Origin of the sequence: Rahnella bonaserana, from assembly GCF_019049675.1 — a bacterium.
Lineage (GTDB): Bacteria > Pseudomonadota > Gammaproteobacteria > Enterobacterales > Enterobacteriaceae > Rahnella > Rahnella bonaserana.
The window spans coordinates 83763-98220 of record NZ_JAFMOW010000053.1; the positions used below are offsets into that span (position 1 = coordinate 83763).

Consider the following 14458-nt stretch of genomic DNA (forward strand, 5'->3'; position numbering starts at 1 on the left):
TCATTCAGGGCGGGCGCAAACAAAGCGCATAATTAATCCCATTGTTACCATAATTATTCGCAGAGGGACAGGCTGCCCAAATCCAATTTATGATCGGGTTTACCAGTCCTGCGGATTTTCTTCCTGCCCGGCGCGGAACTGACCGCGTGGCATAATGTTCAGCGTTTCATGCAGTTCTGACCAGACCAGCACGATATCGCCACTTTTCAGCTGACGTTTTACGTCGTCGACTTTCTGTTCCAGAGATCGCTCCTGCTCGCCGTAATCGGTGCCTTCGCGCAATACGAAGGATTCCACCACGCTGGTGAGCAGTTCGGCGTCCAGTTCCTGCCAGGGAATAATCACTTTGTTGCTTCCTTTGTCTTTGTTTCTGTCTTTATTTCTAAAAACGGGGCAATCCAGGCCGGAATGCGGTGTTCCAGCCACATTTGAGGATGACGTAAGCTGCCGGAAACAAAGCCGACATGCCCGCCATGTTCTGTTAACTGATATTCCACGCAAGCCGGTAAATCCTCTGCTTTCGGGATCACCTCCGGCGTCATAAAGGGATCGTCTTTGGCGTGGATAATCAGCAGCGGCGTTCTGACCTGCGACAGCAACGGCAGAGCGCTGCAACGGCGGTAATAATCCAGCGCATCGGTAAACCCGTGCGCCTTGGAGGTGATGGCATCATCAAATTCACGAATGCGGCGCATGGATTTCAGTTGTGCCAGCGTCACCGGCAAAGTGCCCGGATATTTCGCCAGTTTGCGCGAAGCATTGCCTTTAAGCTGATCGAGCAGGTACCGCTGATAAATGCGGGATGAGCCGCGCTCCAGCCGGTAAGCACAAGGTTCGAGCATCAGCGGCGCAGACACCACCACGGCAGCACTCAGCGTACATTTTTCGCCTTCCTGCCCGAGATAACAGGCCAGCATATTCCCGCCCAGCGAAACGCCGACAGCACCGGTTGGCACCTCACCATAGGTTTCATTGAGCCAGCGAATGAAAAAGCGTGCATCTTCGGTTTCGCCGGAATGATAAATCCGCTGAAGCTTATTCGGTTCGCCGCTGCATCCGCGAAAATGCATCACCACGCCGAGCCAGCCTTTGTCTTTCCACGCCTGCAATAAACCGTGGGCGTAAGGGCTGTAGAAACTGCCTTCCAGTCCGTGAAACAAGATCATGCGCGGTTTATGACGCGCCTTTTCCGGGTCTTCGCTCCAGGCTAAATCGAGAAAATCGCCGTCCGGCGTATCCAGTCTTTGCCAGTGAGGTTTAAGTTTTGCATGACGTCGCACCAGCCGCGGTAACAACGTCTGGATATGAGGGTTACTGGCCCCGCGCAGGGGACGAAAGGATTCAACCATAAGATGAATAAATTTCTCTTAAGAGGCTCTTGTGCGATCAATATCACGCTGTTAGCTTCAATGCTATCGCACATCTTTCGGGTCGGAGTACCCAAATTAAATGGAACTCGGTTTATTTTTCTCAATGCTCGGATTTTTATGGGTCGCCGCTATCACCCCGGGCCCGAACAATATGTTGTTAACCACGTCTGGCGCTAACTTCGGTTTCTTCCGCTCAATCTGGCTGATGGTCGGCATTATGCTCGGCATGCAGAGTATTTTGCTGCTGGTGGCTTTCGGCGTGGGCGGTCTGATCACGATTTATCCCGCATTACACCTTTTCCTCAAAATCGCCGGTAGCCTGTATCTGCTTTGGCTGGCGTGGAAAATTGCGACCTCGGCCTATGAAAAGCTGGAAACCGGCGCCCCACCACCGAAGCCAATCCGGTTATATCAGGGCTGGTTGCTGCAATTCCTGAATCCAAAAGCATGGCTGATGGGGCTGGGCGCAGTGGCAAGTTTCAGTCTGGCGGGTGCGGCTTACAACCAATCGATTGCCGGCATCAGCCTCGGCATGTTTCTGGTGAATCTGGTGTCCGGGATTATCTGGCTTGGATTCGGTACCGTCATTGGCCGCCTGCTGCGCAGTAAGCGTGCGTGGTACACCTTCAATATCGCGATGGGTATTCTGACCGCCGCCTGTGTGTTGCTGATCTGGCACTGATTTGCAGATAAAAGAAAGGCGCCGTCGTGGCGCCTTTCTCATTTCTTACCGAACGATCAACTAGTCGAGATCAAACGCCTTCGACATTTCTTCCAGCTGTTCCTGTGCATCGAGCCAGGTCATTTCAGTTTCTTCCAGCGCGCCTTTGACTTTGGTCTGCTGTTGCAGGCATTCGGTCAGTTCGGTTTTACGGCTGTTGTCGTAAATCGCGGAATCAGCCAGACGCTCTTCGATAGTCGCCAGCTCGGTACTCAGTTTTTCCATCTGGGCTTCGAGTTTGGTGATTTGTTTACGCAGAGGCTGAGTCTGATTACGGAAATCGGCTTCGCGACGTTTCTGGTCCTTACGCGACTGCGCGCTGTTAACGCCACCGTCTTTGGCCGGTGCATCCTGCTGGCTTTCCTGACGCTGAATGTCCACCAGCCATTGCTGATAATCTTCCAGATCGCCGTCGAACTGTTCGACTTTGCCGCCGTGAACCAGATACAAATCGTCGGTGGTGGAACGCAGTAAGTGACGGTCATGCGAGACGACGACCATCGCGCCTTCGAAGTCGATCAGCGCTTCGGTCAGCGCCTGACGCATATCGAGATCTAGGTGGTTGGTCGGCTCATCGAGCAGCAGCAGGTTAGGGCGCTGCCAGACAATCAGCGCCAGTACCAGACGCGCTTTTTCGCCACCGGAGAAACGCCCGGTCGGATCTGTCACTTTATCGCCGTGGAAACCAAATCCGCCGAGATAATCGCGCAACTGCTGTTCGGTTTCTTTGTTCGCCAGACGAACCAGATGTTGCAACGGTGAGTCTTCAGCGCGCAAAAACTCCAGCTGATGCTGGGCGAAGTAACCGAGTTTGACGCCTTTCGCCAGGCCGATATCACCCTGCAGCGGTGGCATGGTACCTGCGAGCAGTTTGATCAAAGTGGATTTACCGGCACCGTTACGGCCCAGTAAGCCGATACGCGATCCCGGCACCAGATTCAGTTTGATCGACTCCAGAATGGTGGTGTCACCATAACCGGCGCTGACTTTTTCCATACGCAACAGCGGATCGGGCAAACTTTCCGGCGAACGGAAGCTAAAATGAAAAGGATTGTCGACGTGTGCCGGGGCAATCAGCTCCATACGCTCAAGCATTTTGATACGGCTTTGCGCCTGCTTGGCCTTGGTCGCCTGTGCACGGAACCTGTCGATGTAGCTTTGCAGATGCGCCACTTTTTCCTGCTGACTTTCAAACAATGCCTGCTGTTGCGACAGTTTGGTCGCGCGCTGGCGTTCGAAGGACGAGTAGTTGCCGGTGTATTCGTTCAGCGACTGCTGTTCGATATGCATAATTTTATCGACGATGGGATCGAGGAAATCCCGGTCATGGGAAATTAACACCAGCGTGCCGGTGTAGCTTTTCAGCCATTTTTCCAGCCAGATCACCGCGTCCAGATCCAGGTGGTTAGTCGGTTCGTCGAGCAGCAGTAAATCAGAACGGCAAATCAGCGCCTGCGCCAGATTGAGACGCATACGCCAGCCGCCGGAGAATGATTTCACCGGTTGCTGCAACTGATTTTGCGTGAACCCTAAACCGCTGAGCAGGCTGGCCGCGCGCGCAGGAATGGTCCAGGCGTTAATCGCGTCGAGTTTACCGTGCAACGTGGCGATGGCATGGCCGTCATCCCGCTCGTTGGCTTGTTGTAATTGTGCTTCCAGCTGGCGGAATTCGCGGTCGCCGTCGATAACATACTCTATCGCCGGTTCGTCCAGCGCAGGCGTTTCCTGATTCACCCAGGCCAGCGCCCAGTTAGACGGAAACGTCAGGTTGCCTGCATCGGCGCTCATTTCACCTTTTAACAGGGAAATCAGGGTGGATTTACCGCAGCCATTTTTGCCCACCAGCCCGACTTTCTGGCCGGGATTGATGGTCGCAGACGCGTTGTCCAGCAGCACGTTTGTGCCGCGTCGGATTTGTAAGGAGGAGAAAACAATCATAAAGCGCCGTGTTGAGAGTATGTTAAATTGTCATGATAATGATCTAAACAAGACGTATCGCGTCCCATTTTGTCTTTGCGAAGCATGGTAACGGAAAAACCGCACCCTGACGACGCTTTGGAGGTATTGATGTCGCAGCCACCAAAGGTTTTGCTGCTGTATGCCCATCCGGAATCACCCGATTCGGTCGCCAACCGCGTTTTACTGCAACAGGCTCAACAGCTTGAACATGTCACCGTGCATGATTTGTACGCCCACTACCCTGATTTTTTTATTGATATCCATCGTGAGCAACAACTGCTGCGCGATCATAAGGTGATTGTTTTTCAGCATCCTCTTTATACCTACAGTTGTCCGGCGTTGTTGAAAGAATGGATGGATCGCGTCCTCGCGCGCGGTTTTGCCAGCGGGGCAGGCGGCAATGCGCTTAACGGAAAGTACTGGCGTTCGGTGGTCACCACGGGTGAACCGGAGGGTGCGTACCGGGCGGGGGGCTATAACCGTTATCCGATGTCCGACATTATGCGCCCATTCGAGCTGACGTCTGCTATGTGCCATATGCACTGGATGACGCCCATCATCATTTACTGGGCGCGCCGCCAGAAACCGGATGTGCTGCAAAGTCATGCCGAAGCTTACGGCGAATGGCTGAAATCCCCGTTACCAAACGGAGGGATTGCATAATGGACGTTTCCAATATTCCCATGGCGATCCTGCTGTTTTTGTTCGCTGCTGTGGTCGCCGTGCCGGTGGCGCAGCGTTTAGGGATTGGCGCAGTGCTGGGTTATTTGCTGGCCGGGATCGCCATCGGTCCGTGGGGACTGGGCTTTATCCGCGACGTGGATGAAATTCTGCACTTCTCTGAACTCGGCGTGGTTTTCCTGATGTTTATCATCGGGCTGGAACTGAACCCCGGCAAACTGTGGGCGTTGCGGCGGCAAATCTTTGGCGTCGGCGCCGGGCAGGTGATCCTGACCGCGCTGGTACTTGGCGGGTTGTTGTATCTGACGAAGTTTTCCTGGCAAGCCGCGGTGATCGGCGGTATCGGGCTGGCGATGTCATCCACGGCGATGGCATTGCAGCTGATGCGTGACAAAGGCATGACGCGTAACGAAGGCGGTCAGCTGGGTTTTGCCGTATTGCTGTTCCAGGATATCGCGGTGATCCCGGCGCTGGCGCTGATACCGATTCTGGCGGGAGGCTCTGAAGGCAGCAATAACTGGGAGATGATCGGCCTGAAAGTGCTGGCCTTTGGCGGCATGCTGATCGGCGGACGTTATCTGCTGCGGCCGATTTTCCGGCTGATTGTGGCTTCCGGCGTGCGTGAAGTATTTACCGCCGCCGCACTGCTGGTGGTGCTTGGTTCGGCGCTGTTCATGGATACGCTGGGCTTTTCGATGGCGCTCGGAACGTTTATCGCCGGGATTTTATTGGCTGAAAGCGAATATCAGCACGAACTGGAAATCGCTATCGAGCCATTTAAGGGTTTACTGCTCGGGCTGTTCTTTATTTCTGTCGGCATGGCGCTGAATCTGGGCGTGCTATATACCCACATTTTGCTGGTGCTGGCAGGCGTGATCATTCTGGTCACGGTCAAAGGCGCGGTACTGTACGGGCTTTCCCGCATATTTGGCCTGCGCACATCGGTACGCCTGCAGTTTTCTGCCGTGCTCAGTCAGGGCGGTGAATTTGCTTTCGTGCTGTTTTCGGCGGCTGGCGCGCAGAAAGTGATCTCCTCCTCGCAGCTTTCGCTGTTGCTGGTCGTGGTAACAATATCCATGATGACCACACCACTACTGATGCAGTGGGTCGACCGGATCCTGGTACGTCGCTACAACGACGGCGAAGAGAGTGATGAAAAGCATTTTGTGCAGGATGACGAACCGCAGGTGATTATTGTCGGATTCGGACGCTTCGGACAGGTGATCGGACGTTTGCTGATGGCCAATAAAATGCGCATCACAGTGCTGGAGCGTGATATCAGTGCCGTCGGGCTGATGCGGACTTACGGTTATAAAGTGTATTACGGCGATGCGACCGAACTGGAACTGCTCAGGGCTTCAGGTGCTGAAAAAGCAAAATCGATTGTGATCACTTGCGATGAGCCTGCGGACACCATGACCATCGTGCATTTGTGTCAGCAGCATTTTCCTCATTTGAATATTCTGGCGCGCGCCCGCGGACGTGTTGAAGCGCATGAGCTGTTGCAGGCTGGTGTGGCGAATTTCTCCCGTGAGACATTTTCCAGTGCGCTGGAATTAGGCAAAAAGGCGCTGGTCACGCTGGGCATGCATCCGCACAGTGCGTACCGCGCCCAGCAACATTTCCGTCGTCTTGATATGCGGATGCTACGTGAACTGGTACCGCAAAACCGCGGCGATGTGGCGCAGATTTCCCGTGTGAAAGAAGCGCGGCGCGAACTGGAAGATATCTTCCAGAGCGAAATGCACAACGAACGTCGTCAGCTTGATGGCTGGGACGATGACGAATAGTCCGGCTGGCGAAAAAATAATTTTGCCGTCTGAATGAAAAATGACCGGACGCAATGTCGCAGATTTCAGGAGAAGTAACATGGCTACAACCCGTAAACGGTTTATCGCTGGTGCGGTATGTCCGAAATGTAAGGCGATGGATACGCTGGCTTTATGGCAGGAAGATCAGGTCGAAGTGGTGGAGTGTGTGAAGTGCGGGCACCATCAGCGTCAGACCGATGCACAGGTCAGCAAGAAGCTGCGGCCGGAAGAGCAGGTGATTGGTATTTTCGATCCGAAGTAGCGTTATTGCTCGTGTTTTTTTATGCTGGTAGTACAGAGACGCGGATTTCCGCTACACTCTTCGCCAAATTTATCCGGCCGCGCTTTTCAGGATGATCTCATCGAAAAGTGGCCGTCACTGAATTAGCCTTAAGCGAAGTTGCGTGCGTGATGAAACGCCCGCAGACAACAAATTGAGTTTCCAACGGTAGGAGTTATCATGAAAGTAGCAAAAGACCTGGTCATCAGCGTGGCATATCAGGTACGTACAGAAGACGGTGTGTTGGTTGATGAATCTCCGGTGAGCGCGCCGTTGGATTACCTGCATGGCCATGGTTCCCTGATCTCCGGTCTGGAAACTGCGTTGGAAGGTCATGCCATTGGTGACGTTTTTGACGTGCATGTTGGCGCGAATGACGCTTACGGCAACTACGATGAAAACCTGGTTCAGCGCGTGCCTAAAGACGTGTTCATGGGTGTTGATGAGCTGGAAGTGGGTATGCGTTTCCTGGCTGACACCGATCAGGGTCCGGTTCCTGTAGAAATCACTGAAGTTGATGGCGACCACGTTGTTGTCGACGGCAACCATATGCTGGCAGGTCAGGATCTGAACTTCCACGTTGAAGTTGTGGCAATTCGTGAAGCGACTGAAGAAGAACTGGCTCACGGCCACGTTCACGGCGAACACGGCCACGATCATGGTCACGACCATGAACACGGTGAAGGTTGCTGCGGTGGTCACGGCCACGATCATGATCACGACCACGGTCATGATCACGGCAAAAAAGGCGGTTGTGGCGGTAATGGTGGCTGCGGTTGCCACTAATCACTGTCTTTGCACAGTGATAAAAACGAAAGGCGCCGCAAGGGCGCCTTTTTGTTGCGTCAGAAACAGCATCAGTAATGCGGCGGAGGCGTTTCTTCCGACTGATCGGCAATCATTGATGGCTGGCTGGCACGAAGTTTGTCTGTCAGCAGGCGCAGGTGATCGTGCAATCTGCTCATCTCCAGCTGGTGCTGTGTGACGATCAAATTCAGCTCTTCAATCGTGATTTCCTGAAAAGCCAGCTTGTTTTCCAGCATCTCAAGACGTTGTTCAACGGTGTTTGAGTCCATAATCATTACCTCATTGTGCGGCTCAAGTTGATCAGGTTGAGCACTGACCGGAACCCTATACTCTATTGTAGACCGGCGATTCTACCCGTAAACCTGCTTAATTGCCTGACCTCTGCGGCGCTTTATCTTCGACTCTTCATAACCAGACGAAACTAATTGAGGTACAAAAGGTCTGAATATGACGCTAATGGCGTGTATAGAGATTGTTTTGTCGTGAGACGGACAGTTATAGTAACCGCCGAACTTTCGTAATTATTACCAGAGGTCATATGCTTCTGGTCTTGGAGAAATGGATGAAATCACTGTTTAAAGTAACTCTGCTGGCAACTACCATGGCGCTCGCCCTGAATGCCACCCAGGTTATGGCTGCTGAAGCCACAGCACCGGCCGCTGCTGCCCCTGCGCCAGCCGCTGCCCCTGCTGCAGCTGCTCCGGCAGCAACAGACACGACCAAGTTCAAAAATGATGACGAGCAGGCTGCTTATGCTCTCGGCGCATCACTGGGTCGCTACATGGACAACTCCCTGAAAGAGCAAGAAAAACTGGGCATCAAACTGGATAAAGACCAGCTGATCGCCGGTGTTCAGGATGCGTTCGCCAACAAAAGCAAACTGTCTGATCAGGAAATCGAGAAGACTCTGCAAACCTTCGAAGGCCGTGTGAAAGCATCTGCACAGGCTAAGATGGAGCAGGACGCTAAAGCTAACGCTGACAAAGGCGACAAATTCCGTGCTGATTTCGCCAAAGAAAAAGGCGTGAAGAAGACTGAATCAGGCCTGCTGTACCAGGTAGAAAAACCAGGTACTGGCGCAGCGCCAAAAGACAGCGATACCGTTGTAGTGAACTACAAAGGAACTCTGACCGACGGTACTGAGTTTGATAACTCCTATACCCGTGGCGAGCCGCTGTCTTTCCGTCTTGACGGTGTTATCCCGGGCTGGACCGAAGGCCTGAAACACCTTAAGAAAGGCGGCAAAATCAAGCTGGTCATCCCACCAGCACTGGCTTACGGCAAAACTGGCGTCCCGGGGATCCCTGCTAACTCTACTCTGGTGTTCGATGTTGAACTGCTGGATGTGAAAGCGGCACCAAAGGCTGACCCGAAAGCAGCTGAAAAACCTGCTGAAGCGGCACCAAAAGCAAACTAAGTTGCTGTTGAGCTGTTGCAGAAAACCGTCGCTAAATGCGGCGGTTTTTTTTCGCCTTAAACTTTTCTTACAGCCCGCCCTTCATTTTATTGAGGTTACTCTATGATGATAACTTGACGCTTTTGTTTCCCCGGCATAACGTCACAGATCCATATAATCGCAAGGCCGTTTTTTCTGTGTCTTTGATACAGTAACGACCGTGGAATGATGAATAATGCGTCCTGACTCCCGTTGGAAGGCGCGATAGAGAGGGTGGTAGCTTCGATGTCTAATTCGCTTATAACTGGCGAAACCGGTGAACTGGATTTGCTGGACCAACGTCCGTTCAGCCAGGTCGATCATGAGATTTTGTCTTCATACGAGGCCGTGGTGGACGGACTTGCGATGCTGATCGGTGAGCATTGCGAAATTGTTCTGCATTCACTGGAAGACCTGAAATGTTCAGCGGTTCGTATTGCAAATGGTGAGCATACCGGCCGTAAGATCGGCTCACCGATTACCGATTTAGCTCTGCGCATGTTGCATGACATGACCGGTGCGGACAGCAATGTGTCCAAAGCCTACTTCACGCGTGCGAAAAGTGGTGTGTTGATGAAGTCGGTCACCATCGCTATTCGTAACCGTGAGCAACGCGTTATTGGTCTGCTGTGCATCAACATGAATCTCGACGTACCTTTCTCGCAAATTATTCAGACCTTTATGCCGCCTGAAACTCAGGAAGTGGCATCTTCCGTAAACTTCGCCTCATCTGTGGATGACCTGGTTGCGCAAACGCTGGAATTCACTATCGAAGAAGTGAACGCTGACCGCACCGTTTCTAATAACGCGAAGAACCGTCAGGTTGTGTTGAATCTTTATGAAAAGGGTATTTTTGATATCAAAGATGCCATAAATCAGGTTGCTGACCGCCTCAATATTTCCAAGCATACGGTTTACCTGTATATCCGCCAGTTTAAAAGCGGGGATCTGGTGGGGAACGAGCGTTGAAACTGCGTTATTGCCTCCTGGTAACCGGTCCTGCTTACGGAACACAACAAGCCAGTGCAGCGTATCAGTTCGCCCTGGCCTTGATAGACAGCGGCCATCAGCTGGACAGCGTGTTTTTTTATCGTGAGGGCGTTCTCAACGGTAATATGCTTTCCGCACCCGCGTCGGACGAATTTGATCTGGTCAGATCCTGGCAGCGTATGGCGGCGGACCATCAGGTCGCTCTCAATGTTTGCGTGGCAGCGGCTTTACGTCGCGGTGTCATCGATGAAACAGAAGCCCACAATCAGGGACACGGCCAGACGAATTTACAAGCCGGTTTTGCCCTGACCGGGTTGGGCAGCCTCGCAGAAGCGTCGCTGACCTGCGATCGCGTGGTGCAGTTCTGATGGAGCAGGGACCGGCAATGAAGAAAATAGCGTTTGTGTTCACTCAGGGACCCCACGGCACTTCAGCGGGAAGAGAAGGCCTGGATGCGCTGCTGGCGACATCAGCCCTGACCGAAGATATCGGCGTGTTTTTTATGGCTGATGGCGTTTTTCAGCTCATGCCGGCACAACAACCAGAAAAAATTCTCGCCCGTAATTATATTGCCACATTCGGTGTGTTATCACTTTACGACGTCGATCAGTGCTTTGTCTGTGAAGACTCGCTGAAGTCACGTGGTTTATCTGCGGGACATGAATGGGTACTGGATGTCGAGCCGTTGTCTGCGACTGAAATTCGCGGACGACTGGCCAGTTTTGATGTGGTGATGACGTTTTAAATCAGGAAATTCCATGCTTTTTACTCTTGCCCGTTCCCCGCAACAATGTGATTTCTCATTGATTGTTAAGCTGGTCGCTCAGGAAGATGCACTTTTGCTGATGCAGGATGGCGTACTGGCTGCGCTTGATGGCAGTGAGGCATGTAATCTGCTCAGCCAACATGTTCAGTCGATTTATGTCCTCAGCGAGGATCTGGCGGCCAGAGGATTGGTTGGTCAAATTTCGCACAGAATCACATTGATCGACTATACTGGATTCGTCGCGCTGACTGAGAAACATACCCAGCAAACAGCATGGTGATTTACTGATGTGCTGTATATTTCTTGACACCCTCTTAGGTCAGCCCTAAAATTCTGCGTCCCCATATTAGCTTATGCTTTTTATGGGGCGATTTATCACGCGTTTACAAAGTAGTTTATGAACCAAAATCCAGGAGCTTTTTAATGGCAACAATTAATCAGCTGGTACGCAAACCACGCTCTACGAAGGTTGTTAAAAGCAACGTTCCAGCGCTGGAAGCTTGCCCGCAGAAACGTGGCGTATGTACTCGTGTATATACTACCACCCCTAAAAAACCAAACTCCGCACTGCGTAAAGTATGCCGTGTGCGTTTGACTAACGGTTTTGAAGTTACCTCCTACATCGGCGGTGAAGGTCATAACCTTCAGGAACACTCCGTGATCCTGATCCGTGGCGGTCGTGTAAAAGACTTGCCAGGTGTGCGTTATCACACCGTCCGTGGCGCGCTGGACTGTTCAGGCGTTAAGGATCGTAAGCAATCTCGTTCTAAATACGGCGTTAAAAAGCCGAAGTCTTAATGGTTCTCCGTTAAGTAAGGCCAAACATTTTCACTTTACTGTCAAAATAAACTCTTAGAGTTTTGGACAATCCTGAATTAACAACGGAGTATTTCCATGCCACGTCGTCGCGTCATTGGTCAACGTAAAATCCTGCCAGATCCTAAGTTCGGATCCGAACTGCTGGCAAAATTCGTCAACATTCTGATGGTAGATGGTAAAAAATCTACTGCAGAAGCAATCGTCTACACTGCTCTTGAGACCCTGGCTCAACGTAGCGGTAAAGGCCACCTGGAAGCTTTCGAAGTCGCTCTGGACAACGTTCGTCCGACTGTCGAAGTTAAGTCCCGCCGCGTAGGTGGTTCTACTTATCAGGTTCCAGTTGAAGTCCGTCCGGTTCGTCGTAATGCTCTGGCAATGCGTTGGATCGTTGAAGCTGCTCGTAAACGCGGTGATAAATCCATGGCTCTCCGCCTGGCGAACGAACTTTCTGATGCTGCAGAGAACAAAGGTACTGCAGTTAAGAAACGTGAAGACGTTCACCGTATGGCTGAAGCCAACAAGGCGTTCGCGCACTACCGCTGGTAATCACTTCGCAGTAGTTATGCTAACCAAGCGGGCGCTTCAAGAAGCCAACCCGCTTGGGTTAACTGAACTTGAACGTCCTAGTTATAGAGGAATCAAATGGCTCGTAAAACACCCATTGAGCGCTACCGTAACATTGGTATCAGTGCTCACATCGACGCCGGTAAGACAACCACTACCGAACGTGTTCTGTTCTACACCGGTGTAAACCACAAAATCGGTGAAGTACATGATGGCGCAGCCACCATGGACTGGATGGAGCAGGAGCAGGAACGTGGTATTACCATCACGTCCGCTGCGACCACCTGTTTCTGGTCAGGTATGGCTAAGCAGTTCGAACCACACCACATCAACATCATCGACACCCCAGGGCACGTTGACTTCACCATCGAAGTTGAACGTTCCATGCGTGTTCTTGATGGCGCGGTAATGGTTTACTGTGCTGTTGGTGGTGTTCAGCCACAGTCTGAGACCGTATGGCGTCAGGCAAACAAATATAAAGTTCCTCGTATCGCGTTCGTTAACAAAATGGACCGTATGGGTGCTAACTTCCTGAAAGTTGTTGATCAGATTGAAAAACGTCTGGGCGCAACTCCGGTGCCACTGCAACTGGCAATCGGCGCGGAAGAGAAATTCACCGGTGTTGTTGACCTGGTGAAGATGAAAGCTATCAACTGGAACGAAGCTGATCAGGGCGTTACCTTCGAATACGAAGAAATCCCTGCAAACATGCAAGAACTGGCTGAAGAATGGCGTCAGAAACTGGTTGAGGCCGCTGCTGAAGGCTCTGATGAGCTGATGGAGAAATTCTTTGGTGGCGAAGAGCTGACTGAAGAAGAGATCAAAACTTCTCTGCGTAAGCGCGTTCTGAACAACGAAATCATCCTGGTTACCTGTGGTTCTGCGTTTAAAAACAAAGGCGTACAGGCAATGCTGGATGCTGTTGTTGAGTATCTGCCAGCACCAACTGACGTTGAAGCTATCAACGGTCTGTTGGATGACGGTAAAGACACTCCGGCAGTTCGCCATTCTGACGATTCAGAGCCGTTCTCTGCTCTGGCGTTCAAAATCGCTACTGACCCATTCGTGGGTAACTTGACGTTCTTCCGTGTTTATTCCGGTCTCGTCAATTCAGGTGACACTGTATTTAACCCAGTGAAATCTCAGCGTGAACGTCTGGGTCGTATCGTTCAGATGCACGCTAACAAGCGTGAAGAAATTAAAGAAGTTCGCGCAGGCGATATCGCTGCAGCGATCGGTCTGAAAGACGTGACTACAGGTGATACTCTGTGTGATCCGGATAACGTGATCATCCTGGAGCGCATGGAATTCCCTGAGCCGGTAATCTCCGTTGCGGTAGAACCAAAAACCAAAGCTGACCAGGAAAAAATGGGTCTGGCTCTGGGCCGTCTGGCGAAAGAAGACCCATCATTCCGCGTTTGGACTGATGAAGAGTCTGGTCAGACAATCATCGCAGGTATGGGTGAACTTCACCTGGATATCCTGGTTGACCGTATGCGTCGTGAATTTAACGTTGAAGCTAACGTCGGTAAGCCGCAGGTTGCGTACCGTGAAGCTATCCGCGCTAAAGTTACCGATGTTGAAGGTAAACACGCTAAGCAGTCTGGTGGTCGCGGTCAGTATGGTCACGTTGTGATCGACATGTACCCATTAGAACCTGGCACAAATCCGAAAGGGTATGAGTTTGTCAACGAAATCAAAGGCGGTGTAATTCCTGGTGAATTCATCGGCGCGATTGACAAAGGCATCCAGGAACAGCTGAAGTCTGGTCCACTGGCCGGTTACCCGGTAGTAGATCTGGGCGTGCGTCTGCACTTCGGTTCTTACCATGACGTCGACTCCTCCGAGCTGGCGTTTAAACTGGCCGCTTCTATCGCCTTTAAAGATGGCTTTAAGAAAGCGAAACCAGTTCTGCTTGAGCCGATCATGAAGGTTGAAGTAGAAACTCCGGAAGAGAACACTGGTGACGTCATCGGTGACCTTAGCCGTCGTCGTGGTATGCTGAAAGGCCAAGAATCTAACGCTACTGGCGTTGTGATTCATGCTGAAGTTCCGCTTTCCGAAATGTTCGGTTATGCGACTCAGCTGCGTTCACTGACCAAAGGCCGTGCATCTTACTCCATGGAATTCCTGAAGTATGATGATGCGCCAAATAACGTGGCCCTGGCCGTTATTGAAGCTCGTGGCAAATAAGCCACAGTTTTAAACACAATGATCCCGTGCTCTCTCTATGAAGGGAGAGCACAAGAGTAAGG

The 14458-nt window shown here is 51.8% G+C and carries 17 protein-coding genes; 13 read left to right on the forward strand and 4 right to left on the reverse strand.

From position 1 onward, the window contains the following. Positions 1–99 precede the first annotated feature (99 nt). A complete protein-coding gene (locus J1778_RS04680) occupies positions 100–345 on the reverse strand; it encodes a YheU family protein (RefSeq protein WP_217172202.1) in 246 nt (81 codons plus the stop codon). Next, complete coding sequence (locus J1778_RS04685) at positions 342–1349, reverse strand: hydrolase (RefSeq protein WP_217172203.1); 1008 nt, start codon at positions 1347–1349, stop codon at positions 342–344. The genes J1778_RS04680 and J1778_RS04685 overlap by 4 nt, the downstream gene beginning before the upstream one ends. Positions 1350–1449: 100 nt before the next feature. Here J1778_RS04685 and J1778_RS04690 point away from each other — a divergent pair, with 100 nt between their 5' ends. Continuing rightward, on the forward strand, positions 1450–2052 hold the full coding sequence (locus J1778_RS04690) for a LysE family translocator (RefSeq protein ID WP_217172204.1): 603 nt from the start codon (positions 1450–1452) through the stop codon (positions 2050–2052). 60 nt (positions 2053–2112) lie between these two features. On the opposite strand, the gene J1778_RS04695 is transcribed toward J1778_RS04690, so the two are convergent. Next, on the reverse strand, positions 2113–4029 hold the full coding sequence (locus tag J1778_RS04695) for an ABC transporter ATP-binding protein (RefSeq protein ID WP_217172205.1): 1917 nt from the start codon (positions 4027–4029) through the stop codon (positions 2113–2115). A 129-nt stretch (positions 4030–4158) separates the two neighbouring features. Here J1778_RS04695 and kefG point away from each other — a divergent pair, with 129 nt between their 5' ends. From kefG to slyD, 4 genes are all read left to right on the forward strand, one after another. Further along, the gene (gene kefG / locus J1778_RS04700; protein WP_217172206.1) at positions 4159–4713 is read left to right on the forward strand and encodes a glutathione-regulated potassium-efflux system ancillary protein KefG; all 555 of its coding nucleotides are present in this window, start codon (positions 4159–4161) and stop codon (positions 4711–4713) included. Then, positions 4713–6521: a glutathione-regulated potassium-efflux system protein KefB gene (gene kefB / locus J1778_RS04705; protein WP_120133979.1), complete on the forward strand. Its 1809-nt coding sequence runs from the start codon at positions 4713–4715 to the stop codon at positions 6519–6521. The genes kefG and kefB overlap by 1 nt, the downstream gene beginning before the upstream one ends. Before the next feature lie 79 nt (positions 6522–6600). Then, complete coding sequence (locus tag J1778_RS04710; protein WP_013573660.1) at positions 6601–6804, forward strand: YheV family putative zinc ribbon protein; 204 nt, start codon at positions 6601–6603, stop codon at positions 6802–6804. A 198-nt stretch (positions 6805–7002) separates the two neighbouring features. Next, positions 7003–7608, forward strand: coding sequence for a peptidylprolyl isomerase (gene slyD, locus J1778_RS04715; RefSeq protein WP_120162582.1), 606 nt, complete (start codon positions 7003–7005; stop codon positions 7606–7608). 71 nt (positions 7609–7679) lie between these two features. Here the strand turns inward: slyD and J1778_RS04720 are convergent, their stop codons facing one another. After that, positions 7680–7898, reverse strand: coding sequence for a protein SlyX (locus tag J1778_RS04720; protein ID WP_112288598.1), 219 nt, complete (start codon positions 7896–7898; stop codon positions 7680–7682). Positions 7899–8191: 293 nt separating this feature from the next. Between J1778_RS04720 and fkpA the strand changes: the two genes are divergently transcribed. The 8 genes from fkpA to fusA all read left to right on the forward strand — a co-directional run bounded on the left by fkpA (position 8192) and on the right by fusA (position 14396). Continuing rightward, positions 8192–9046 (forward strand): FKBP-type peptidyl-prolyl cis-trans isomerase, encoded by an 855-nt coding sequence (fkpA, locus tag J1778_RS04725; protein WP_217172207.1) that lies wholly within the window; start codon positions 8192–8194, stop codon positions 9044–9046. A 264-nt stretch (positions 9047–9310) separates the two neighbouring features. Next, entirely contained in the window at positions 9311–10033 is a 723-nt protein-coding gene (locus tag J1778_RS04730; RefSeq protein WP_167459614.1) for a helix-turn-helix transcriptional regulator, read from the forward strand. Then, positions 10030–10422, forward strand: a complete 393-nt coding sequence (tusD, locus tag J1778_RS04735) for a sulfurtransferase complex subunit TusD (protein WP_217172208.1) — start codon at positions 10030–10032, stop codon at positions 10420–10422. Before J1778_RS04730 ends, tusD begins: the two co-directional genes overlap by 4 nt. Positions 10423–10439: 17 nt before the next feature. Next, positions 10440–10799, forward strand: coding sequence for a sulfurtransferase complex subunit TusC (gene tusC, locus J1778_RS04740; protein ID WP_120162580.1), 360 nt, complete (start codon positions 10440–10442; stop codon positions 10797–10799). 13 nt (positions 10800–10812) lie between these two features. Next, entirely contained in the window at positions 10813–11100 is a 288-nt protein-coding gene (gene tusB / locus J1778_RS04745; protein WP_217172209.1) for a sulfurtransferase complex subunit TusB, read from the forward strand. 143 nt (positions 11101–11243) lie between these two features. After that, positions 11244–11618: a 30S ribosomal protein S12 gene (rpsL, locus tag J1778_RS04750; RefSeq protein ID WP_009638963.1), complete on the forward strand. Its 375-nt coding sequence runs from the start codon at positions 11244–11246 to the stop codon at positions 11616–11618. A 96-nt stretch (positions 11619–11714) separates the two neighbouring features. Then, positions 11715–12185, forward strand: coding sequence for a 30S ribosomal protein S7 (gene rpsG / locus J1778_RS04755; RefSeq protein WP_005969574.1), 471 nt, complete (start codon positions 11715–11717; stop codon positions 12183–12185). 96 nt (positions 12186–12281) lie between these two features. After that, positions 12282–14396 (forward strand): elongation factor G, encoded by a 2115-nt coding sequence (gene fusA, locus J1778_RS04760; RefSeq protein ID WP_013573669.1) that lies wholly within the window; start codon positions 12282–12284, stop codon positions 14394–14396. The last annotated feature ends 62 nt before the right edge of the window (positions 14397–14458 follow it).